Genomic DNA, 21,089 nt, shown 5'->3' with positions numbered 1-21,089 from the left:
ATCAGGGACTATTTTGAGTCTGCGTCTGGCTCTGCGAAGCAGGAAGGGCCGGCTGCTCGGTTAAACGGGGCGGCCAGTCACGGAAAAAGGCCTGCCCGATCTCGAAGGAGAGGTTGCTCAGCCCATCCTGTAATCCATCCAGAAAATCATGCAGCCCACCGGCCAGAATATCAGCGATGGATGGCACCATCACGCAATCACGTAAGGTCTCGACCTGTTCCAGCGCAGGCGCCGTCCCCTTCAACCCATATTGGCGACGAAGCTGCGTCACATGCCATTCGATCTGCAAAACACAGACCGCAACGCTCCGCGGAAAAGACGTGTCGTTCAGCAGAAAGGCGACAATATCACCCGGCAGAAATGAAGGCGAAGAAATGCGCCGGAATGCATGATACCCGGCTGCAGCACGCAATATGGCCATCCACTGCGTCAGTTCCTTAACCCGCCGTTCCTCCACGTTTTTTGGCATCAACAGATTATATTTGATGTCCAGCAGACGGGTAGACTGGTCAGCCCGCTCGATCTGCCGTCCCAACTGGTAGAAATGCCATCCTTCATCACGAAAGAACGTGCCTTCGGTAATCCCCGTATGCGCCTGCACTCCTTCCTTCAGACGGGTGCAAAGACGTGAGAGATGATCCCCCTCCAAGTCACTGTCGCGGATCGCCATAACATCGCGATGGAACATATTGAGCTGAAGCCACATTTCCGTGCTGATCAACGGCCGCAATGCCCGCGCATTGGTCCGGGCTGCCTCGATGCTGGCCTGCATGCTGGTCGGATTATCAGGCGATAAAAGATAGAAACGCTTGATCCCGTCAGCATCGGATTGCAGACCGCTCTCGCGGAAATTGGCCTCATCCCCGTTGATGCAGATCAGGCTGTACCAGGATTCCGTTTCCCGCCCTGGACTTTCGAAATTCTGGATGACATCAATCAGACGGGCCAGATTTTCCACACGTTCCAGATAACGGGCCATCCAGAACAGGGATTCGGCATAACGGGCAAGCAGCGGCACGTGACGGGAGGGCATGAGAAAACCTTTCTCGTCAGATCAGTGTAACAGGTTTGGTTTCGCCCATTGGCTGAGCATCGCTGCCAATGGCCCCCGGTTCGATGAGACCGGAAGAGGATGGAGGGGCCGTCACCGGATCCTCCAGCACCCAGGTATCCTTCGACCCGCCGCCCTGGGAAGAATTGACCACCAGGCTGCCTGCTTTCATCGCCACACGGGACAGACCACCCGGCAGAACCCAGGTATCCCTGCCGGTCACTGCAAAGGGTCGCAGATCGAGGTGGCGGGGCTGAATACCCGCTGGTGTCAGGGTCGGCGCAACCGAGAGATTGACTACCGGCTGGCTGATCCAATTGGCCGGATCGGCCAGCAACGCCGCGCGCGCATGATCCAGTTCCTCCCGCGTAGCCCGCGGACCGATGGTGATACCATAGCCACCTGATTCACCAACCGGTTTGACGACCAGCCTGTCCAGATTATCCAGCGTGTAGGCCAGCCCGTCTTTTTCCCGACAGATATGGGTATCCACATTCGACAGGATCGGATCCTCATTCAAATAATAACGGATAATCCTGGGCATATAGGCATAGATCGCCTTGTCATCGGCAACGCCGGTACCGACTGCATTGGCCAGAGTGACATTACCCTTCCGCCATGCGCCGATCAGACCGGCAACACCCAGCAGACTTTCTGGACGGAACACGGTCGGATCCAGAAAATCGTCACCGATGCGGCGATAGATCGTATGCACCGTCTTCAGCCCGGCAGTCGTGCGCATATAGACACGGTCATTCTCGACCGTCAGATCAGCGCCCTCGACCAGCGGCACGCCCATCTCGCGGGCCAGAAAGACATGCTCGAAATAGGCTGAATTATAAATTCCGGGTGACAGCAGCACGACCTGCGGATCATCCACACCCTCCGGCGCGATTTCTGCCATCGCCTCCCTCAGCCGGTGTCCATAATCATCCACCGGACGCAAGCGCATGCCCGACATCAGATCCGGGAAGGCCCGCAGCATCAGATGACGGTTTTCAATCACATAGGACACCCCGGAGGGAGTGCGCGCATTATCCTCCAGAACGCGAAACGCACCGCTTTCATCACGCACGATGTCGATCCCGCAAATATGGGCATAGGTGCCGAAACGAATCGGGAAATGCTCCATTTCGGGACGGTAATTGCTGTTGCCCAGCACCAGATCACGCGGAATGGTGCCATCATTCAGAATGTGCTGCTCGTGATAAACATCGTGCAGGAAGGCATTCAACGCTGTGACACGCTGTTTCACGCCTGCCTCAAGCTGGGCCCATTCGGCACTGGTGATAATACGGGGAATGCAGTCGAACGGCAGAATTCGGTCTATCGCCGTCGCCTCTGAATAGACCGTAAAAGTGATCCCCAGATTGATAAGATCATTTTCCGCTGCGGCAGCCCTTTGACGAAGATTATCGAGACCAATCTTCGCCAGACGCTGACGCACTTTTTCACCGGCCTGACTACCGCCATCCCTGTGAGTAGTCAGTTCACAGAAATACTGTCCTGGATCGTATCCAAGAAATGGGTCTGGATGGGGTGCGGAGTCGGCTGAAACAGCGAGAGGAACCTGCATGTGCGCTCCGTGACGGACAGACGTATCATACGATGTCAGGAAGCTATTGCGGCTGGTTTACGACAAAAACGCAACGGGCAAGTCCTATGAAAATGACGCATTGCAAAAAAATAAGCAAAAAAAAGAGGGACACCGAAATGCCCCTCCCTTTCCATCCAGAGTGCGAAACGCGCTTAGTGGAGGATGATTTCCACACGGCGGTTCTGCGGCTCACGCACGCCCTGTGCCGTCGGCACGAGGGGGTGGGTTTCACCGAAACCATGGATGAAGATGACATTACGCGGAACGCCGTCCTTGACCAGCTCGGCCGCAACGCTCTGGGCGCGACGGACGGACAGACGCTGGTTGTACTGCGGCGTGCCGGACTTGTCGGTGTAGCCGTTGACTTCGATGCGGGTTGCCTGAACCTGCGTGGAAGCGCGGGCGGCTTCGGCAACGATCTCACGCGCGCGGGCGGTCAGATCGGCACGATCCCAATCGAAGAACACCAGATAGGTGCGGGCAGCGGTGGGCTTCGGCGCCACGATCGGGGCCGGCGGCGGCGGCGGCGGCGTCACGCCGAACGCATAACGAACACCGATCAGGATCTGATGGTTGAAGTCGTTGCCGAACTTCATGTTGCCACGCGCCTGGCTGGTGACAGCACCGTTCGTCAGGCCGTAAACAGCACCACCAGCGGCAGGCTGCGGGTCCAGAAGGCCCATGAAGCGGTATTCAGCCGTCAGAGACAGGCCGGGAACCGGCAGCGGGTAGGACAGACCAGCGATACCCTGGTAACCGAAATTGTCGGTGCTCTTGTCGTAGTGCAGAGCATCATTGCCACCGGCACCCACGGAGTTGATCACGTTGTGGTTCCAAACGTAGCCGGCGCCAACGCCAACATACGGGTAGACCGGCAGACCCAGGTCGAAGTCATAGAGCAGGTTGACGAAAGCGCCAGCCTTCTCGTTCTTGCCGCTGCTGCTGGTCGGGCCGCTGCTCTTGATGGAGCGGAGGTCGTTCCAGCTGTAGAACCCTTCGAGTTCTGCGCGCAGACCATTGCCGAGACCGTAGCCAACACTGACCTGACCGGTCACACCGGGTTCAGAGCGGGTGTTGAAACCGGCGCCGGAAAAAATGCCGCCGGCATTGACGGTCTGGTTCTGTTGAAGATTAACACCAACGCCGCCGCTGACATACAGGCCGGTGACGGGCTGAGCCTTCGCAGCGACAGGTGCTGCAAGCACGGTCGCAGCCAGGAGCGCACTCCGGAGCTTCATTCTATCTCTCCTCGTTCAAAACCTGCGCTTTTGCGCAGCCAAGGCACGGGGCTGGGCTTGCCCGTTCGCCTGTGCTCGGTAAACGAGAACGTAGCAGCTTAGTCGCACAGTTGCAGGTGGGGATGATGCCTTTATCCATCACTGTTGCAGCACGGCCACAGATTCCTTCTGCAGCCGGAAAGTTTGTCAGCCTCTCACGATAAAAGCGTCTGTTTCCTACAATATTTTTGCCTCGAAGGGTGGAGTCAGATCAGGGGAATCGAATTCAACTACCCACAGGTCGGAGTCGATGGAAGTCTGGCGGGTCAGATATTGATCGACCTGATCCTGTGTAAGGGAACCGGCTCCCCCCCCGGCACGCATCCAGGCAGGACTTCCATCCGCCGCCCGCGTCTGCATCAGCACGCAAAATCCATCCCGCCCCCTCAGAACAGCTGCGATTCCACCGGCATCATCATCGCCATGACGCAGAACCATCCCCGGGCGGCCTGTCAGATCCGCCTGACGAAGTGCGGCCTGCACCCAAAGTCTGGCCTTGATCCTTGCCTCACTCATGGCAGCCATTCCAATCCGATCGTGCCGATTGATGCTCGACATCACTTGATTGTGATTGCGTCATGAAACCACGCTCCCGCCGGCCGGACAATCCCGGTGGGTTTCCTCCGGATGCTCTCCTTATAACTGCCTACACCCTGGCTTGCTGGCCTTCCGCGGCTTTGGCACAAGCAGAAGAATCATGGAGGTCCGGATAAAATTGCCTTTCAACAGGCAAGCCAGACGACGCCTCCTTATTTCAGTATGCACCGGGAACCGCATGACCAGATCTTCTTCTGCTTCCTCTACCAGAACGGCCCCCAAGGGATCCCCGAAGGCAGCACAACCCCTGTCCGCAGGCCAGCGTGCCTATGAGGAGCGGCGCGCCGCCAAGGCTGGTATGTCACTGGACAAATGGCTGACCGCAAAACGGGCAGAAGCCGAAGCCGCCCGTCAGCAGGCAGCCCAGCCCGCGCACGCTCCGACGGAACCGCGTAAACCCGGTTTTCTGGGACGCCTGCTGGAACGTGCACGTCGGCCACTCTGAGAGAAACGTTGCTCCCGGACTATGCCAACGGATAATCCCATGATTGTCGGAATAACCGCCCCAAAGGCCATCGGCCTGCACAAGCTTTTTCCGGCCCAAGCCTTTATTGATGCAGGATAATGGTTCCCATGGATCAGACTGAAAGCGGCCCGGACTCCCCCAAAGCGCCTTTCCAGCCGCTCTCTCCGCAGGAAGCCATTATCCCGGTGATCCTGTCGGGAGGCACAGGAACCCGTCTGTGGCCCGTCTCCCGCGAGTCGTTTCCCAAGCAATACTGGAATCTGACCGGGGAAAACTCCCTGATCCAGGACACCATGCACCGGGCGCAAGGACCGCAATTCGCCCCTCCCATTCTGGTGTGTAATCAGGACCATCGCTTTCTGATTGCCGAGCAGGCGCGATCGGCCGGAGTCGAGAACGTACGCATCGTTCTGGAGCCATGCGGGCGCAATAGTGCACCGGCGATTCTGGCGGCTGCCTTGCTTGCCGCTGAAACCAATCCCGATTCGGTGCTGTGGATGCTGGCAGCCGATCACTCCGTCACCCGACCGGATGCTCTGCTTGCGGCGCTTGGCAAGGCCGTGGCTGCGGCGAAAGCCGGATATTTCGTCACATTCGGCATGCAGCCCACCGCTCCGGAAACCGGATATGGCTATATCGAAGTCGGCGACTCGATCACCGAGCTTTCCGGTGTGCACCGCCTGCGCCGCTTTCTGGAAAAGCCGGATACCACCACCGCGCAGGCACTGGTCAGTTCCGGCCAGCATCTGTGGAATTCAGGGATGTTCGTCTTTACGGCCCGCACACTGATCGAAGAGATGCGCCAGCACGCCCCCGCCGTACTGGAAGCCGTGACTGCCGCCGTGGCCGGACGTACGCAGGATCTCGATTTCCTGCGACTGGCCCGGGAACCCTTCGTAACCTGCCCGGATATCAGCCTTGATTATGCCGTCGCCGAGAAAACCAGCCGTGCTGCCGTGGTTCCGGCCGATATCGGCTGGTCCGATGTCGGCAGCTGGAGCGCATTGTGGGAACTGGGCGATAAGGACGATCACGGCAATGTCGTTCAGGGCGATGCCATGCTGGAAAGCGCCAGCAACTGCTATGTGAGGTCTGACGGCATCGTCACCGCCGTGATCGGGCTGAAGGATGCGGTGATCGTCACGACAAAAGATGCCGTGCTGGCCATGCATCGCGATCATGCACAGGATGTGAAAAAGATCGTCGATCGCCTGAAACGCTCAGGCAAACCCGAAGCAGCCAGCCATAACCGTATCTATCGCCCCTGGGGCTTTTACGAGAGCCTGATTCAGAGTGATCGTTTCCAGGTGAAGCGTATTGTCGTTTCCCCCGGTCATCGTCTGAGCCTTCAAAAACATTACCATCGGGCCGAACATTGGGTCGTTGTCGCAGGCACAGCCATCGTGACCCGCGATGAGGAAGACATTCTGGTGCGGGAAAACGAAAGCATCTATCTGCCGCTCGGCACTGTGCATCGCCTGTCCAATCCCGGTCATATCCCGCTGGCCCTGATCGAGGTGCAGTCCGGCGCCTATCTGGGTGAAGATGATATCGTCCGGCTGGAAGACACATACGGGCGGCAATAAGTCCGTCCTATCAGGCAGGCGCGGCACTTTTTGCCTTTACGGCTGGGTACGCGCCTTCCATTCCACTGCGAACTTGACCAGCGCTGCCCCGGTGCGAATTTTAAGCCGGGTGCGCAGAGCACCGCTCATATTGGCCACTGTCTTGTAGCTGACGCCCAGCTCGTAAGCGATTTCCGACAGGCTCAACCCATCGCCGAGCAGTTCCAGCACACGCTTTTCTTTGACAGACAGCTCAGCGGCCACATTGGAATCCGGCATCAGCCTTCCCAGAGCCAGAGACTGCGCCACCACCTGCCCCAGATAGACGCCGTTATTCATCACCTGATCAATGGCCAGCAGGATTGTCTCCGGATCGTCGTTCTTGGTGACATATCCTTTGACGCCCCGATCAAGCGCACGGCGTACGAAATGCGTATCGCCATACATGCTGAGAACGATAATACGCACATCAGGATTATCACTCAGCAGATCATCAAGCAGATCGAAGCCATTGCTATCCGGCAGGTTGATGTCGAGGATGATGACATGCGGTTTCTGTGCAGCATTGATGGCAACACCATCCTGACCGGAACTGGCCTCCAGCACTTCCAGCGTGTCCCGGCGGCTCAGCACGCGATGGCATCCGGCACGCACCAGCGGATGATCCTCCACAACCAGAACCTTGATCATCGGCTGCGTCATTCCGCTGTTTCCTTCTGCACGGCTGCAACCGGCATAACTGCTTCCACCAGAGTGCCATGCGGATGATTGTTCCGCACTTTCAACTCGCCCCCGCATTGCCGCAACCGCTCCGTCATTCCCAACAATCCAAACCCCATCCGGAAATGCTCCGGCAGGCCAGTGCCATCATCTTTTACCAGAAGCTGCAGACGGCGCGCTGAACCATGTCCTGACGCCCCATCATGCCATGACAGAGTGACATCGACCCGCTCGGCCGAGGAATGTCGCACAGCATTGGTCAGGCATTCCTGCACAGTCCGGTAGAGAACCAGGTTGATCTGATCATTTTCTATCCTGAGATCACGTGGCATGGAAAGCCACCACTCCATCTCCGGATAGCGATCCTGCCATTGGGTCATCAGATCCCGAATAGCATCGGCAATCCCCATGTGATCCAGCGCCATCGGACGCAGCCGTTCCAGAATACGGCCATTCTGCTGTTGAATCTGATCGATCAATCTCGCGACAGCATGAGCGCGCTCGATAATGGGCTGCCCTGCATCGCCCTGCCTGCGGGCTTCCAGCAACAAGGTAGCCAGCTCTGCACGAGCCCCGAACAGAGTAGCGCCAAAATCATCGTGCAGCTCACGGGCCAGTTCACGACGTTCCGTTTCCTGCAATGAAACCATCTGTTCCAGCAGACGCTCATTATCGCCGCGCACCGCACGGAGCGTTTCGGCAAGCTGATTGAAACGCTCCCCAATAGGCTTCAGCTCCGTCACATAAAGAGGTGGAAGCGCGTCGAACTGGCCGGCTCGCATACGCTGCAAGCCCTCCGCCAGCGTGCTGATCGGCTTCAGCGCATAGCGGGCGGTCCAGAACATGGCCGCCATGATCATCAAGGATACGCAAGCCAGCAATCCGAGCAGAAACTTAAGCTCCTCCCAGATTTCGGCAATTTCGTTGTGAGGATCGCCAACCATCACGATATCGCCACGAAATACGCCTTCAATCTGCACCGGGAAGGAACGAACGGGACGTGGAACATGAAACCATCCCGCAAACCATGCGGGTGCCCCGCTCTCCACAAGTGGCGGAGCCGCATGAGGCGGCGTGGCCCCGGAAGGCACATAGATAAAAATTACATGGCGAATGTTTGAGAGATCGGAAATCAAATGCTCGATCTCAGCATCCTGATCGCCAGAATGGCCCAGGCTGCGCAATGCATAGTGAATCAGCATGTCGCCCAGTTCTGTGCCGGACTGAATTTCCTGCTCGATCCGCTTGTTGGAATCGAACAGGACCACGCCGATGACAAACAGAATTGCTGCCGCGAGAATAACCAGCGGCAGCACGATCAGACGGGCCTTGATAGAATGCTTAAGCGCGGTAAAGGGCCGTGGGAGCAGGATTGACCGCCACAGAGGACGCCTTATTGCTGTCTCTTCCTGCATTTCTGTCCTCCAGCCGCCGCCGGGCCTGCGCACGGGATCGCCAGACCGCGACCACACCCAATACGGGAAGGACAAGATAACATAAACCCAATGCCACAAGCGACAGCAGAGCAGGAATCCATGAAATTTCCACCCGTTGCCTGACCGGACGTTTCGTCATCCGCTTTTCAGCAACGCCATTCAGATCGCCTGTGCCGAGATGAAAATAGTCGAGGCCGGTTATTGTTCCCAGTGATTGCAGGTGTTTTTCATCCACCGCCGATAATGAGCCTGATGCATTACCGCCAACATTGCCAAAAGGCGCATTACGGGGGTTGTATCCTTCACGGTTTTCCGCATCCGGCGGCGGCGGTGCCGCCTCGTTTTCTGCCGGAATATCCTGCGGCCTCCAGAATCCAACCTGACGGCCATGATCGTCGTATTTGGGAATCGGCGTGGGCGTCAGCCCCCCGACACCGACGATCAGCCCTTTGACAATGTTTTTCTTCCCGTCGAAAGGCGGCGGTCCAGTCCATGGCAGCGGGGGGGCTTCCTGCCCATCCGTCATGAACATCAGATCGGCATTCAGATCATGCGCAAGCACGATCGAGCGGTACAGCCCCTCCGTAATATGGCTGTCTCCTTCCCATGCCATGCGCCAGTCCAGATGCGTGATCTCATCGTCCAGAGCTGGAAAATTCGCGCAGGTTTCAACGGGCTCAACCACCAGATAGGGGCGACGCTCGGTAAAAATCGCCAGCCCGAACTGGGATCCACACGGCAGTCGCCCGACAAAATCACTCAGATCATGCCGCACCTTGTCCAGACGGCTGACGACTTGACCATTCAGCATCTGGTCCCGCGTATTCATACTGCCCGTGATATCGACCACGGCAACCATGCGGTAAGACGGACCTGTATGGTAAACGCGCGGCAAAATGACTGCCAGGACCAACAGGAAAACAGCGCCTGCACTCAACCAGAACCTTGGATCACCTGCGGCAGGCCAGGAAAGAATACGCGGCGTTGCCATCAGGGTAATCCCTGCGGCTGACCCGGCATGTTGGGCCACAATTTTTTGGTCGCAGGCAGGGAATCGCCTTCCTCCTGCTCGGCAGCGGGGAAATCCCGCACCATCCGCATGGCCACATCCAGATTGAACTTCATATCCCAGTTCAGGGGATCATCTTTCAACGCACGACGATAATCCTGCTTGGCGCTGATCACCAGCGGAATGCTTTTCTCCAGAGCATCATTATCAATCTCGTCGATAGCCCGCCGCATCATCGTGTTGGCAATATCGTAAGACAGCATCGCACGCAGATGCGGAGGAGCATGCTGCATATGCTCCAGCACTGACCGTGCATCCTCGTATTTGCCCATTTCCAGCAGGTAGCGTCCCCGGGCCACATAAACCTCGGGCGCCGCATTGGCGGGAATGGCCACATCATTGCGATGTCGCAGCTGCTTCATAAGATGCGTATCACGCAGGGCGCGCTGCCAGTGCATCCCCTGCCATCCGGCAACTCCCAAAGCCCCGCCGAACACCAGCCATGCCAAAGCGATTCTGATTCTGCCGGGCGTCAACCATTGTATTCTGCTTATCATGCCGCCCTCCTGCCGCGATACAGATCGCGTTCCAGAAATCGTGCCATGCATAAAACCGCGAGAACCAGCGCTGCAATACCGTAGCAGAACCGGTTGTAATCCTCACGCGGCACATATTCGTTGTAGATGATAGGCGCTGCTTCCAGTCGATTAATGGTATCAACAGCGGATTTCAGGGCATTCGGATTATCAGCCTCGAACGCCTTGTATGGCACACCCAGACCGGAAAACCATGCATCCAACGCTGCAGGGGCATCAGCATCCGCCGTTTCGCCTGCCGCATGCAAGCCGGGATCGCCTTCCGTGCGGAGATATAAATAATAGATATGGACACCGAGCTTTACAGCCTCGGCATGAAGCCGAGGCTCCAATTCTCCATCGATGACACCTGCACCGTCTGATACGAACAGAACCACACGCGCCGCATCTGGAGAACTGTTCTGAAGCTGCGCGAAAGCGAGCGACAGGCCACGACCGATATTGGTGCGGGCAATGGCGGGACGCCTCATGGCATCCAGAGAGGCCTCTACCGCTGCACGGTGCTCGGTCAAAGGCATTGCCAGAATGGGGGATGTTGAAAACGCCACAACACCAAAACGGTCATGCGGGCGTTGACGGAAAAAATCTTTCACCAGACGAATGGCCGCATCAGTCTTGGATTCCTTGGCGGCATTCGGTGTCTGATTATCGAAGGTCTGGTCCATGCTGATGCTGCGATCAATCAACAGCATGATCTGTGCACCCTGACCGACTTTCTGGATCGTCAGCTTTTCCCGATGCAGACCGGCCAGCCCCAACACCACCGCGATGATCGCCATCGCCCCCAGCGCACGCAGAACCCAGACCACCACAGCAGAGAGACGATCCGCCGGAACCACCATGACGGATGGAAAAGCGACCCGGCGGAAGCCGGCGCCCAATAACGGCCACAATGCCAGCAATCCCGCCAGCAAGACCCATGGTCTATCAATGGCGAGATGCATCATGCGCGTTCAGACCGTCTGAGTTGACGCGCCAGTGCCAGGACTGCTTGCGGTGGAAAAGATTGCATCGCCTGCACAACATCGGATGCATAAAAGCAGCGTCTCGACGCTTCAAAAAATTGCTCGATCTCTACCTTCAATCCGGCAAAACGCTGATGGCGGGTGATGAAACCCGGCACATCCTCGGCCAGAACGAGACCAGCTTCGGTACGGTTGAAAGCTTCGTGCAAGGCTTTCAGGCCGTTGCGATACGCTTCCCTTTCCTCCCGACCACGCTCCCGGCGAATCTGCTGGACCGCAAATCCAAAAGGCCGTGACCGCCGACGCAATATCGTGCCGAACCAGCCCGAGAGCCAGCCGAGCCAGATCAGAGACAGCAGCGCCACACCCAGCGCCGCCAACGTAGCCCTGCGTGGGATGGTGACATCCGGCAGTGGCGGCCAATGATCCGGTTGAAGGAAACTGGCATCGACATCTTCGCCAGGGCTGACTTCGCGGATAGGCGAACTCAAGAACTGCCATGTTGGCGTGCTGAGTTTTCTGTCCGCTCCCGCCCCATGGATCACGAGTGTAAAGCCGGGAACCGGCAATTTCTTTGGTTCCAACGGATCATAAAACGTCTGATATTGTAGAGTAAGCCGAACCTGTTCTCCACCATCTGCACGCTTGTGCCGGATGACGTCGACCCTGCGCAGGGTCAGCCAGTAATTGATATCGCCGGGTGTCGGCACGGTAGACGGGTCGAGTGCCTCACCCTTGGCAAGGGTTATATCGACCGTACTGTCCAGAACATCCCCGATATAATAGCCGAACAGACGATCAGGTGGATGAAATGCCAGAGAAGCACCTTTCATGGCGGCATCATGATGCGTCATGTCGGCCGCCCTGACGGGACAGGAGGGATGTACGGTCGCAGCTGTTATTGCCAACAGCAACGCAACCGCCGATCTGTGCGAAAAAGCATTCATCTCAGCCTGCCAGCAAATGTTCGCTCAAGCGTTCGTAATTGATCCGGTCCCAGGCAAAGAAAGGAGGCCGGCCATATGTAGACAATAACTGTCCCAGCATCCGCATATTCTCGGCTGCCGCCTGCGACCATCGTCGACGCAGAGCGGGACGCAACAGCAGACTGCGCGGCTGCCCGGTTTCCACGTCCCGCACATGGATAAAGCCAAAACCGGATGGCAATTCGCGCTCGCGCCGATCCCGCAAAACAATGGGGACGATGTCATGACGCCCCAGCGCCGCCAATGACGGTTCCAGCACTGATCGCGGGGCATGAAAATCAGACACCAGCAACACCAGACGCCGGCGGGTACCCAGATAGGCAGCAACATCCTTCAGGCCATTGATGTTGCGTGCCGTCAGCGGCTCCGTCTGCAAACGCTCAAGAACAGCCTGCTCTGCTCCCCTGACGCGGGAAGCCTTGAGAAGGTCGTCCCGCATTACAGTTTCCCCGAAACCGATAAAGCCGAACGCATCCCCGCTTCTGCGGGCTGATTGTGACAGAGCCTTCACCAGTTTGGCAATTTCGGCGCGGCGTGCACCATCTTCGGTCGGATCCATCGACGCCGACAGATCGGCGATAACGTAGACATCAATGGCGCTGCGTTGCTCAATCTGGCGGACCATCAGCGTGCCGTCCGGCTCCTTCGCCGAGCGGGCAAAGTCGATACGCCGTGTGTCGGGAGAGGACCAGAAGGGAACATATCCCCTCAGCTCCCCTCCGCTGCCATTCTGGCGGCCCCGGTGACTGCCGGGTCTGGCCCCCGGCACTCGCCAACGCACTTTATAGGCCAGATCAGGCAACGCGGCGTCATCGAACGCCGGCATTGCGTCGCTCACGGGGCCGGAACGCGCTCTAGCACCTGACGGCACAGCGCCGGCACCAGAGTCTCCCGTCGAAGTTCATAGAGTGGATCAAGGAAGATGCGATGTGCCATGGATTCCATGAACACGGCACGGAGATCTTCCGGCACGACCATATCGCGCCCATTGAGGAAGGCATTGACCCTGGCCGCACGCACCAGATAGCTGAGACCACGCGGGCTGGCACCTCCCTGCACCAGACGATCCATATCGACACCATCCAGCATGATGCCATGCTGACCGGGATAGCGCAGAGCATTCCAAAGCCGTACCACATACGCTTCGAACGCATCTGAAGAATGGATACGGGCCTGAATAGCCCTTGCCACCCCATCCAGTGTGGTATGAGGCAGAATATTGGTCTCAACCGCACCGATCAGACTGTCCACATCGTGGAAACGACGATCGAAGATCAGCTGTCGCCTAATGGTATCATCGGCAGGGGTTTCAACCGGGATTTCCATAAAGAAACGATCGCGGGCCGCAGCAGGCAGCTCATAGGTTTCTTCACGCTCCAGACGGTTGCGGTCTGCAAAAACCAGAAGATGCGGCAGCAGAATTTCGCGATTAAACGCCGTTACGCTCCGCTCAGCCATCAGACGCAGCAGCAGGGAATGCACCTGCGGACGGGCACGATTGATTTCATTGAAGAAAAAAACGGCCAGATCTTCACCATGATGCAGCACCGGCCCCGGCTCCAGCCTAGGCTTACCATCATCGCCAATGGCTGCATGGTAAATCAGATCACCAGGCATCAGATCGATCGTGCCTTCGACACGCTCGTATGGACCGCCAATCGCTCTTGCAACAGCTCTTAAAAGAGTGGTTTTACCGACACCCACATCGCCTTCGAGCAGCACGTGGCCCCGTGCCAAAATAGCGATGGTCATAAGACGAACGACACGTTGCTGTCCCAGAACGGCACCAGACACTGCCGCTTCGAACGCAATCGCACGCTCCCGCCAACCACCGAGGCTAAAAGCCTCGGCGCTGGCGTCGGCCATTGATCCTGACATAAAAGTCAGAGACCTCAGTTACCCTGACCCTGCAGCTTGTTCACATCGAACTCGAACTTGCCGGTCTTGACGAAGTTTTCGACACGCAACTTGTTGCGGGCTTCCTGAGCGTCCAGAGCAGCCTGCTGCTTCGCCAGTTCTTTCGGATCATGATGCGGGTCGTACTTGGACCCTTTCAGGATTGCCGGATAACCGGGTTCCGGCTCCCAGCACACGCCCGGCGCCTTGCAATGCGTGCCGTCATAAGCGGCATGAGCAACGGAAGCACCAGCCGCACCGGCGATCAGGGCCGCTGCCAGGGTTCCCTGGATGATTCTCTTGAACATATGACTTCCTCCTGATTTGGTTTGGATGGTTAGCCGGGAAGCTTGCAGGCTTTTGCGTCCTCGCTGGCGGGGAACTTGGCCTCATCTTCCTTCTTGAAGAGCTTGAAGCTCTTGCGCTGAGCGTCCGTCAGCCACGGCATGTCTTCATCCGTGTGCTTCGGGCCTTCATAGTGGAAACGAATCCAGGCCATCACGCGCAGGATCTGATCCATGGTCAGATCCTGATTATGCGGGCCCATCATACCGTTCGCGCCACCGAAGATCGTGGAGAACAAGCCCTGGTCGGTCTTGTTCGTCTCATAAGTCCAGTAGTCATCAGCCAGAGAGGGACCAACCTTGCCCTCCATCTCTCCGCCATGACAACCGGAACAGGCAGAAAGCCACAGGCTTTTGCCGTTGGGAAGGCAGGATTCAATCAGATTGTATGGGTTATGCCCGGTCTGAAGGAACTGCTTGACGGCAGGCGTATCACGCCCATCTGGCAGGGAGTCGTTCAGGTCCAGTGGATCACCACTGACCGTGTTGGTGAATTTGAGGGCGCTGGGCGGAACAGGCGTATCACCTGCATGCGCAGGCACAGAAACCGCAAAAGCAGCCGCAAACAGGGAGGCAGCCAGAGTTCCATTCAGGATATATTTAAACGTCAAGGGTTCGTTCCATTTCTTCTCGGCTGTGCGTCTCGATATTACACAGCTATCGGTCTTTAAGAGTTCTCAGGAATTAGGCGCGAGAGTCTGAATATTCTCGTCCTTGAGAATATTGGCGATCTGTGGCTTGGCCTTTTCCAGAGCACCATCGAGCTCTGCCTGCAACGCCGCATCATCCCGGCGCACACCCATGACCTCGCTATAGTGCATCGGCACTTTCTGGCCATCAGAGCGAGTGGCATTATCGGGAATGACAGTGACGCGCAGCTTTACCGGAGACGCCTTGACATAGCGTGCTACCTCCGGATCAAACGCAACTCCGAGATCGGCATTACCGGATGCAACCTCGGAAATTATCTTGTCAGATGGAACCTGAACATACTGGTTTCGAGGAGATTTAAAACCAACCAAAGACTGCTGATAGCTGAGATTATCTTCGTATTTACCGATCTGACGCAGCATCAGCTCGCCGGGCGAGCCAAACGCAACGGCAATTTTGGAGATATGCTCGAACGCCGGATCCTTCCAGTCCTTCGGCTGCGCCTTACCATCCTCACGAGTGATAAAAACATAGCTGGAACGATAATAGGGCTTCGTTGTCAGAACACGATCATCGCCTTCATCCAGGCCCGCAACCACATCGCAGGTATTTTTGTAAAGCTGGTCACGCACAGCATAAATGGCAGGCCGATCAGTCCAGACAAAAACCGGTTTGCGGCCCATTGCCTCCGCAACCGCAGTCATAATCTTGTTCTCAATACCTGTTGCTCCAGGTTCGGAGAACGGAGCCTGTTTAGTAGAGGCGCAGATTCGCAAAGTCTTCTGCGTATCCTGCCCGGAAGACGCGCTTCCAGTCGTATCGGACCGTGCGGGCTGCACTGTGGCGGACATTGCAAACAATGCACCCAAAGCTGATGCCGCAACATAGCGACGCCGGTTGTTCATATGACGATAGCGCATCGTAAAACCATTCGATTGCTGAAGCTGTGAGACCCGCCACGAAAAATATCATGGCGGGCCTTTCTTCACAGGCGAACCCGATTAGTTGGCGTACTCGCCAACCTTCGGATCGTCATACGGGCCTTTGCCACCCAGGGAGAACACGAACACGCCGCCACCCTGCTGAGTATAATGGGCCAGTTCCTTGAAGGCACCAACCGCACCGAGACCGGCAGACGGATCGTTCAGGTCGAACACCATACCAACACCGGGCCAGCCACCAACACCGTAGTAGATGGCGACATACTGCGTGCCCTTGTGTTCATAGGTGATCGGGTAACCGATCACGCCGGACGGCAGCTTGAACTTCCACAGCAGCTCACCGGTATCCTGATTACGAGCCTTAATGAAGCCATCAAGCGTTCCATAGAATACCAGGTTGCCGGCGGTAGCCATCGTGCCACCCCAAACAGCGAAGCGTTCCATCTTCTGCCATTTGAACTGACCGGTGATCGCGTTGTAGGACTTGATCTGACCCAGACCTTCATAGGTCTGACGATTGCCCTTCGGACCCGGATACATGTTCAGCGTCGCACCGACGAAGAACTGACCGGCACGGTATGGAAGCATGAACGGCTCCCAGTCCATGCAGATGTGATTCACACCCAGGAAGAACTGTTGCTTTTCCGGAGAATAGCTGTCGAAGCCCTGATTGTGATAGCCCATCGCGGACGGGCAGATGTCACGACCCTTGTGATCCATATAGGTCGCGTATTCAGGATCGCGAACCGGAATACCGGTCTTCAGATCAACATGCTTCACCCAGTTAACGGTGTCGTCGATCTTGTTGGCGGAAACCAGATCACCGTTTGTACGGTCGAGGGTGTAGACAATGCCGTTACGGTCAGGATGGGTCAGCAGCTTGCGCAGCTTACCGTCTTTATCCTTCTGTTCGGACAGCATCATCACGTTGACGCCGGCATAATCCCACTCATCGTGCGGGGTCTTCTGATAGCCGAACTTGGCTTCACCGGTATCAGCATCGCGACCGAAGATGGTCATCGTCCACTTGTTATCACCCGGACGCATCGTAGCGTTCCACGGAGCCGGATTGCCGCTGCCGTAATAGATCAGGTTGGTGCCGGGGTCATATGCATACCAGCCCCAGTTTGTGCCACCGCCGATCTTCCAGGTTTCTTCCTGCCAGGTCTCTGTGCCGAGGCCGAATTGACCGTATTGCGGGTTGTGGATGTTGAAATCCTTCGCCAGCAGCAGATCAGAATCCGGGCCAGTTTCATAAGCGCGCCATTTCTGTGCACCAGTATGCACGTCATAGGCGGTGATGAAACCACGAACACCCAGCTCAGCGCCGGAGCTACCCGTGATCACGAGATCTTTCACGACATAAGGAGCCTGGGTCTCCGTCTGACCCACCTTGATGTCGCCATTTTCCATCTGCCAAACGACGTCGCCGGTTTTGGCGTTCATCGCCGTCAGGCGACCGTCGAGCAGGTTCTTGAAGATCAGAGCAGGGGTCTTGCTGTCACCTGGCCAGTAGGCCATGCCACGATTGACAACGTCACAACAGGCCACAGAACGGGCATTGGCGCTCTGCTTCGGGTTGTTTTCCCAGATGATGCGGCCAGGATTGTCCAGACCCAGCGCAAAGGTGCGGTTGGGGAACGGACCCGTGACATACATCGTATTGTTGACGACCAGCGGCGCACCTTCGTGGCCGTTCAGAACGCCATCAGAGAAAGTCCACGCGACTTTCAGATCCTTCACGTTCTTCGTGGTAATCTGCTTCAGCGGGCTGTAGTTCTGGGCCTCATAGGTACGGCCCGGCATCAGCCAGTTTTCGTTGCTCTTGGACAGCTCGATCAGCTTGTCCTCAGCCATGGCGGACGTAGCGCCAGCGGCAACGCCCAACACCGCACAGAGCGATGCAGACGCGAGCAGTCCTGTTTTGGATTTGCGCATCGACTTTTCGTCTCCTCCCGTTTCGTTGGGCGGATCGTATGAACGGGTTTCGTCGACTTCCTAGAGGCAAAATTCAATTAAGGACTTATTGTCTAAATCAAGCATATAGTGTTTTTAGTAAGTTATAAATAAGAACACATAATTGCATAATATGCATATAATAATAGAAAAAACCCCGATTTATTCTGCTTTTCAATAACAACCCTCTTCATGAGGTTTGCGTGCTCTTCGAGCTTGCGTACAGCCGTGATGCTCACATGCTTCGCAAGAGGGTTATTCGATGAAAAGACGGCTTTTTATGGGCGCGATTCTCGGCGTTTCCCTGATTTCGCCCCTCACCGCGCATGCGCACGGCCCTACGCCGCAGAAGGTGGACGAATCCGTCACCGTGTCGGCCCCGCCGGACAAGGTATGGGCGATCGTCAAGGATTTCGGTGGAGTCGGAAAGTGGGATTCCCAGTTCACCGCAGTCACTTTCAAAAACGATAAGGATCAGGGGCAGGAACGCACCCTGACCCTGAAATCCGGCAAAAAGATTGTCGAAGGTCTTGATTTTATTGATGAAAATGCCAAGCAGATCGGCTGGCGGCGCGTCGATGACGATGTCACCGCTCTACCGGTCAGCTCCTATAACGTGAAGCTGACGGTCACGCCGGATGGCAGCGGATCGAAAATCACCTGGGATGGCCGCTTCTATCGTGGCGATACCGGCAATGAGCCGCCGGATAATCTGAACGATGCCGCCGCCGTCAGTGCCATGACCACGATGATCAAGACCGGCCTTGGCAACCTCAAAGACTATATCGGTAAAAATGTAAAATAAGACATATCGGGAAAGGGGGCACACAGCCCCCTTTTTTGCGGCTGCTTTGCATGGCAGAACAGGGCCATGACTATCATCGCTCGCCGTCCTCCCGCCTCTTCTTCCCTGCCTGAGCATGATCCAGGCGGGAAACGTTTACTGCGCCTGCCATCCGGCACCATCGGCAATGCTGTTTTTGACGGCCCCGGCAATTGCTATCGTTACGAATTGCGACGGTGCTGGGACAAGGCTGCACCTGTGGTCATGTTCATTATGATGAACCCCTCTACCGCCATTCCCACCCATGATGACCCGAGTGTGGCCAAATGCGGCCGCTATGCCCGGCGCTGGGGATATGGAACGCTGCTGGTGGGCAATACATTCGGTTATCGTGCGACCGATCAGCTTCAACTGGCCGCGGTCAGTGATCCTGTTGGACCAGGCAATGATGCAGCCTTGCTGCGCATGGCCGATGAAGCCGATCTGGTCGTTCTCGCTTATGGGCGGCCAAAGCTGAAACCGCTCCAGTCACGTGGGCCTGCTGTCATGCGCATGCTGCGTGACGCGGGAATCGCGCCCCACGCCCTGCGCCTGTCAGCCGATGGTTGCCCCCATCATCCGCTTTATCTGCCGGAATCGCTGACACCGTTCCCCTGCCCTTCCGCCTCCGTCACCTCCTGATCCTCCAGCAGCGCCTCGTTCTGTAAACGGCGGAAGCTGCGGGCGCTGAAGGGCAACATGGCGGCATAGAGCACTCCAAACGCGGCCAGTGCAGCCCATGGATCCGCCACAAGGAAAGCAATATAAACCGTCAGGCCGAGCAAAAGCGGCAGCACATACTGCGACGGTACCTTGAAGTTCTTGAAACTCCAGACCGGCAGTGTAGACACCAGCAGCAAGGCCGTGCCGATCAGGATCAGGGCGCAGAACAGCGGGGAATGCGACAATGCCAGCAGGCCCGGCCACTCCATTTCCCGCGCTTCCAGCCCGATGAACAGCGGGAACAACACCAGTGCAGCCCCCATCGGCGCCGGCACACCGGTGAAGAAATTCTGCACATAGGCCGGTTTACTGACGCTGGAGTCCTTCGGCTCATCCAGCGCAGCATTGAACCGCGCCAGACGCAGCGCCATGCAGACCGCGAACATCAGGCACGGCACAAAGCCGAATCCATGAACCGGGCGTAACGACCACAGATACATCACGAAAGACGGAGCCACCCCGAAGCACAGAAAGTCGGACAGGCTGTCGAATTCAGCCCCGAAGCGGCTGGTGGCCCTCAGCAGCCGTGCCAACCTGCCATCCAGACCGTCAATGCAGGCCGCGACACAAATGGCCACCGCCGCCCATCCGAACCGCCCCTCCAGCGCCAGCCGCATGGAGGTCAGGCCGGCACACAACCCGAGCAGGGTCAGCAGATTGGGAATGATCCGGTTGAAAGAAGGCCCCGCGAAACGCGGGCGACGACGCAACCGGCGACGGCGGCGCATGCCGAGTGATTTGGCAAAGCGCGGATGCCTTGCCGCGTCTCCGTGCGGTCTTGCCGATGTTTCGTCGCCGCTCATGGCGTCAGATCGGCGATCACGGTCTCGCCCCCGATCATGGTCTGCCCTTCCGTAACCAGCGGTACCACGCCTTCAGGCAGATACATATCCGTACGACTGCCGAAGCGGATGATGCCGAAACGTGCTCCGGCATTCACCACATCGCCCTCCCGCGCATCGCACAGGATACGGCGGGCAATCAGCCCCGCAATCTGCACCACCGCCACTGTGCGTCCATCCGGCATACGGATGGCCAGCGCATTACGCTCATTATCCTCGCTGGCCTTGTCGAGGCTCGCATTGACGAATTTACCAGGCCGATAGGCGATTTTCGTGACCGTCCCATCCACCGGCATACGGTTCACATGCACATCCAGCACAGACAGGAAGGTCGCTACCCGCCAGCGCGGCGTATCCCCCAGTCCAAGCTCCGGCGGAGGAACGGCGGGGGCCACGGATACGACATGACCATCGGCCGGTGCCAAAGCCAGCCCCGTTCGGCCCGGCGGCACACGCTCCGGATCACGAAAGAAGAACAGACAGAACAGCGTAAAGGCAACACCCAGCCAAACGATCCAGTGGGACAGAAACAGTCCGACCAACGCGACAGCCACACCGCCGATCAGGAATGGCCGCGCCGCCGGATGCGGAGGAGCGAGAACCATTTTGACAGATTGAACCATGGACATCTGGGCAGACTTCCCTTTG

The 21,089-nt window shown here is 57.3% G+C and carries 22 protein-coding genes; 4 read left to right on the top strand and 18 right to left on the bottom strand.

All coding sequences use genetic code 11. From position 1 onward, the window contains the following. Position 1: 1 nt before the first annotated feature. The 4 genes from GBCGDNIH1_RS14230 to GBCGDNIH1_RS14215 form a co-directional block, all read right to left on the bottom strand. The gene (locus tag GBCGDNIH1_RS14230; protein ID WP_011631069.1) at positions 2-1,033 is read right to left on the bottom strand and encodes an alpha-E domain-containing protein; all 1,032 of its coding nucleotides are present in this window, start codon (positions 1,031-1,033) and stop codon (positions 2-4) included. A 16-nt stretch (positions 1,034-1,049) separates the two neighbouring features. Then, positions 1,050-2,627 (bottom strand): circularly permuted type 2 ATP-grasp protein, encoded by a 1,578-nt coding sequence (locus GBCGDNIH1_RS14225; RefSeq protein ID WP_011631068.1) that lies wholly within the window; start codon positions 2,625-2,627, stop codon positions 1,050-1,052. A gap of 173 nt (positions 2,628-2,800) precedes the next feature. Beyond that, entirely contained in the window at positions 2,801-3,886 is a 1,086-nt protein-coding gene (locus GBCGDNIH1_RS14220; protein WP_011631067.1) for an OmpA family protein, read from the bottom strand. 216 nt (positions 3,887-4,102) lie between these two features. After that, a complete protein-coding gene (locus tag GBCGDNIH1_RS14215; protein WP_025285921.1) occupies positions 4,103-4,441 on the bottom strand; it encodes a DUF1491 family protein in 339 nt (112 codons plus the stop codon). A gap of 259 nt (positions 4,442-4,700) precedes the next feature. On the opposite strand from GBCGDNIH1_RS14215, the gene GBCGDNIH1_RS14210 reads away from it, so the two are divergent. Both GBCGDNIH1_RS14210 and GBCGDNIH1_RS14205 read left to right on the top strand, forming a co-directional pair. Continuing rightward, a complete protein-coding gene (locus tag GBCGDNIH1_RS14210) occupies positions 4,701-4,967 on the top strand; it encodes a hypothetical protein (protein WP_025285920.1) in 267 nt (88 codons plus the stop codon). Between the two features lie 119 nt (positions 4,968-5,086). Beyond that, a complete protein-coding gene (locus GBCGDNIH1_RS14205) occupies positions 5,087-6,574 on the top strand; it encodes a mannose-1-phosphate guanylyltransferase/mannose-6-phosphate isomerase (protein ID WP_011631064.1) in 1,488 nt (495 codons plus the stop codon). A gap of 36 nt (positions 6,575-6,610) precedes the next feature. On the opposite strand, the gene GBCGDNIH1_RS14200 is transcribed toward GBCGDNIH1_RS14205, so the two are convergent. The 12 genes from GBCGDNIH1_RS14200 to GBCGDNIH1_RS14145 all read right to left on the bottom strand — a co-directional run bounded on the left by GBCGDNIH1_RS14200 (position 6,611) and on the right by GBCGDNIH1_RS14145 (position 18,035). Next, a complete protein-coding gene (locus GBCGDNIH1_RS14200) occupies positions 6,611-7,255 on the bottom strand; it encodes a response regulator transcription factor (RefSeq protein WP_011631063.1) in 645 nt (214 codons plus the stop codon). Further along, a complete protein-coding gene (locus GBCGDNIH1_RS14195; protein ID WP_025318137.1) occupies positions 7,252-8,688 on the bottom strand; it encodes an ATP-binding protein in 1,437 nt (478 codons plus the stop codon). Before GBCGDNIH1_RS14195 ends, GBCGDNIH1_RS14200 begins: the two co-directional genes overlap by 4 nt. Continuing rightward, positions 8,615-9,700 (bottom strand): VWA domain-containing protein, encoded by a 1,086-nt coding sequence (locus GBCGDNIH1_RS24735; protein ID WP_011631061.1) that lies wholly within the window; start codon positions 9,698-9,700, stop codon positions 8,615-8,617. Before GBCGDNIH1_RS24735 ends, GBCGDNIH1_RS14195 begins: the two co-directional genes overlap by 74 nt. Next, the gene (locus GBCGDNIH1_RS14185) at positions 9,700-10,275 is read right to left on the bottom strand and encodes a hypothetical protein (protein WP_011631060.1); all 576 of its coding nucleotides are present in this window, start codon (positions 10,273-10,275) and stop codon (positions 9,700-9,702) included. The genes GBCGDNIH1_RS24735 and GBCGDNIH1_RS14185 overlap by 1 nt, the downstream gene beginning before the upstream one ends. Further along, positions 10,272-11,261: a vWA domain-containing protein gene (locus GBCGDNIH1_RS14180; protein ID WP_011631059.1), complete on the bottom strand. Its 990-nt coding sequence runs from the start codon at positions 11,259-11,261 to the stop codon at positions 10,272-10,274. Before GBCGDNIH1_RS14180 ends, GBCGDNIH1_RS14185 begins: the two co-directional genes overlap by 4 nt. Further along, positions 11,258-12,133, bottom strand: coding sequence for a nonribosomal peptide synthetase MxaA (locus tag GBCGDNIH1_RS14175; RefSeq protein WP_157691963.1), 876 nt, complete (start codon positions 12,131-12,133; stop codon positions 11,258-11,260). The genes GBCGDNIH1_RS14180 and GBCGDNIH1_RS14175 overlap by 4 nt, the downstream gene beginning before the upstream one ends. Before the next feature lie 94 nt (positions 12,134-12,227). Further along, on the bottom strand, positions 12,228-13,091 hold the full coding sequence (locus GBCGDNIH1_RS14170) for a DUF58 domain-containing protein (RefSeq protein ID WP_011631057.1): 864 nt from the start codon (positions 13,089-13,091) through the stop codon (positions 12,228-12,230). An 8-nt stretch (positions 13,092-13,099) separates the two neighbouring features. After that, positions 13,100-14,131 (bottom strand): AAA family ATPase, encoded by a 1,032-nt coding sequence (locus GBCGDNIH1_RS14165; protein ID WP_025285913.1) that lies wholly within the window; start codon positions 14,129-14,131, stop codon positions 13,100-13,102. Between the two features lie 26 nt (positions 14,132-14,157). Continuing rightward, a complete protein-coding gene (locus GBCGDNIH1_RS14160; protein ID WP_011631055.1) occupies positions 14,158-14,469 on the bottom strand; it encodes a methanol dehydrogenase [cytochrome c] subunit in 312 nt (103 codons plus the stop codon). A 29-nt stretch (positions 14,470-14,498) separates the two neighbouring features. Continuing rightward, a complete protein-coding gene (gene moxG / locus GBCGDNIH1_RS14155) occupies positions 14,499-15,116 on the bottom strand; it encodes a cytochrome c(L), periplasmic (RefSeq protein WP_011631054.1) in 618 nt (205 codons plus the stop codon). Positions 15,117-15,182: 66 nt separating this feature from the next. Next, complete coding sequence (moxJ, locus tag GBCGDNIH1_RS14150; protein ID WP_011631053.1) at positions 15,183-16,076, bottom strand: methanol oxidation system protein MoxJ; 894 nt, start codon at positions 16,074-16,076, stop codon at positions 15,183-15,185. An 81-nt stretch (positions 16,077-16,157) separates the two neighbouring features. Continuing rightward, positions 16,158-18,035 carry a methanol/ethanol family PQQ-dependent dehydrogenase gene (locus GBCGDNIH1_RS14145; protein ID WP_011631052.1) on the bottom strand — a complete coding sequence of 626 codons (1,878 nt, stop codon included), beginning with the start codon at positions 18,033-18,035 and terminating at the stop codon, positions 16,158-16,160. Between the two features lie 280 nt (positions 18,036-18,315). On the opposite strand from GBCGDNIH1_RS14145, the gene GBCGDNIH1_RS14140 reads away from it, so the two are divergent. Continuing rightward, positions 18,316-18,858, top strand: coding sequence for an SRPBCC family protein (locus GBCGDNIH1_RS14140; protein ID WP_011631051.1), 543 nt, complete (start codon positions 18,316-18,318; stop codon positions 18,856-18,858). 66 nt (positions 18,859-18,924) lie between these two features. Continuing rightward, positions 18,925-19,518, top strand: a complete 594-nt coding sequence (locus tag GBCGDNIH1_RS14135; protein ID WP_050748380.1) for a DUF1643 domain-containing protein — start codon at positions 18,925-18,927, stop codon at positions 19,516-19,518. Here the strand turns inward: GBCGDNIH1_RS14135 and GBCGDNIH1_RS14130 are convergent. Both GBCGDNIH1_RS14130 and GBCGDNIH1_RS14125 read right to left on the bottom strand, forming a co-directional pair. Next, positions 19,461-20,402, bottom strand: a complete 942-nt coding sequence (locus GBCGDNIH1_RS14130) for a CDP-alcohol phosphatidyltransferase family protein (protein WP_011631050.1) — start codon at positions 20,400-20,402, stop codon at positions 19,461-19,463. The genes GBCGDNIH1_RS14135 and GBCGDNIH1_RS14130 overlap by 58 nt on opposite strands. After that, positions 20,399-21,070 carry a phosphatidylserine decarboxylase gene (locus GBCGDNIH1_RS14125; RefSeq protein ID WP_043452650.1) on the bottom strand — a complete coding sequence of 224 codons (672 nt, stop codon included), beginning with the start codon at positions 21,068-21,070 and terminating at the stop codon, positions 20,399-20,401. The genes GBCGDNIH1_RS14130 and GBCGDNIH1_RS14125 overlap by 4 nt, the downstream gene beginning before the upstream one ends. Positions 21,071-21,089 lie beyond the last annotated feature (19 nt).

Source organism: Granulibacter bethesdensis CGDNIH1 (assembly GCF_000014285.2).
Lineage (GTDB): Bacteria > Pseudomonadota > Alphaproteobacteria > Acetobacterales > Acetobacteraceae > Granulibacter > Granulibacter bethesdensis.
Note: the sequence above shows the minus strand (reverse complement) of the source record. Positions and strands in the feature narration are given on the sequence as shown.

Bases quoted from the DNA above. Each gene is read 5' to 3' on its own strand.
- GBCGDNIH1_RS14230 (WP_011631069.1), bottom strand. From the start codon at position 1,033: ATGCCCTCCCGTCACGTGCCGCTGCTTGCCCGTTATGCCGAATCCCTG.
- GBCGDNIH1_RS14225 (WP_011631068.1), bottom strand. From the start codon at position 2,627: ATGCAGGTTCCTCTCGCTGTTTCAGCCGACTCCGCACCCCATCCAGAC.
- GBCGDNIH1_RS14220 (WP_011631067.1), bottom strand. From the start codon at position 3,886: ATGAAGCTCCGGAGTGCGCTCCTGGCTGCGACCGTGCTTGCAGCACCT.
- GBCGDNIH1_RS14215 (WP_025285921.1), bottom strand. From the start codon at position 4,441: ATGAGTGAGGCAAGGATCAAGGCCAGACTTTGGGTGCAGGCCGCACTT.
- GBCGDNIH1_RS14210 (WP_025285920.1), top strand. From the start codon at position 4,701: ATGACCAGATCTTCTTCTGCTTCCTCTACCAGAACGGCCCCCAAGGGA.
- GBCGDNIH1_RS14205 (WP_011631064.1), top strand. From the start codon at position 5,087: ATGGTTCCCATGGATCAGACTGAAAGCGGCCCGGACTCCCCCAAAGCG.
- GBCGDNIH1_RS14200 (WP_011631063.1), bottom strand. From the start codon at position 7,255: ATGACGCAGCCGATGATCAAGGTTCTGGTTGTGGAGGATCATCCGCTG.
- GBCGDNIH1_RS14195 (WP_025318137.1), bottom strand. From the start codon at position 8,688: ATGCAGGAAGAGACAGCAATAAGGCGTCCTCTGTGGCGGTCAATCCTG.
- GBCGDNIH1_RS24735 (WP_011631061.1), bottom strand. From the start codon at position 9,700: ATGGCAACGCCGCGTATTCTTTCCTGGCCTGCCGCAGGTGATCCAAGG.
- GBCGDNIH1_RS14185 (WP_011631060.1), bottom strand. From the start codon at position 10,275: ATGATAAGCAGAATACAATGGTTGACGCCCGGCAGAATCAGAATCGCT.
- GBCGDNIH1_RS14180 (WP_011631059.1), bottom strand. From the start codon at position 11,261: ATGATGCATCTCGCCATTGATAGACCATGGGTCTTGCTGGCGGGATTG.
- GBCGDNIH1_RS14175 (WP_157691963.1), bottom strand. From the start codon at position 12,133: ATGACGCATCATGATGCCGCCATGAAAGGTGCTTCTCTGGCATTTCAT.
- GBCGDNIH1_RS14170 (WP_011631057.1), bottom strand. From the start codon at position 13,091: ATGCCGGCGTTCGATGACGCCGCGTTGCCTGATCTGGCCTATAAAGTG.
- GBCGDNIH1_RS14165 (WP_025285913.1), bottom strand. From the start codon at position 14,131: ATGGCCGACGCCAGCGCCGAGGCTTTTAGCCTCGGTGGTTGGCGGGAG.
- GBCGDNIH1_RS14160 (WP_011631055.1), bottom strand. From the start codon at position 14,469: ATGTTCAAGAGAATCATCCAGGGAACCCTGGCAGCGGCCCTGATCGCC.
- moxJ (WP_011631053.1), bottom strand. From the start codon at position 16,076: ATGCGCTATCGTCATATGAACAACCGGCGTCGCTATGTTGCGGCATCA.
- GBCGDNIH1_RS14145 (WP_011631052.1), bottom strand. From the start codon at position 18,035: ATGCGCAAATCCAAAACAGGACTGCTCGCGTCTGCATCGCTCTGTGCG.
- GBCGDNIH1_RS14140 (WP_011631051.1), top strand. From the start codon at position 18,316: ATGAAAAGACGGCTTTTTATGGGCGCGATTCTCGGCGTTTCCCTGATT.
- GBCGDNIH1_RS14135 (WP_050748380.1), top strand. From the start codon at position 18,925: ATGACTATCATCGCTCGCCGTCCTCCCGCCTCTTCTTCCCTGCCTGAG.
- GBCGDNIH1_RS14130 (WP_011631050.1), bottom strand. From the start codon at position 20,402: ATGAGCGGCGACGAAACATCGGCAAGACCGCACGGAGACGCGGCAAGG.
- GBCGDNIH1_RS14125 (WP_043452650.1), bottom strand. From the start codon at position 21,070: ATGTCCATGGTTCAATCTGTCAAAATGGTTCTCGCTCCTCCGCATCCG.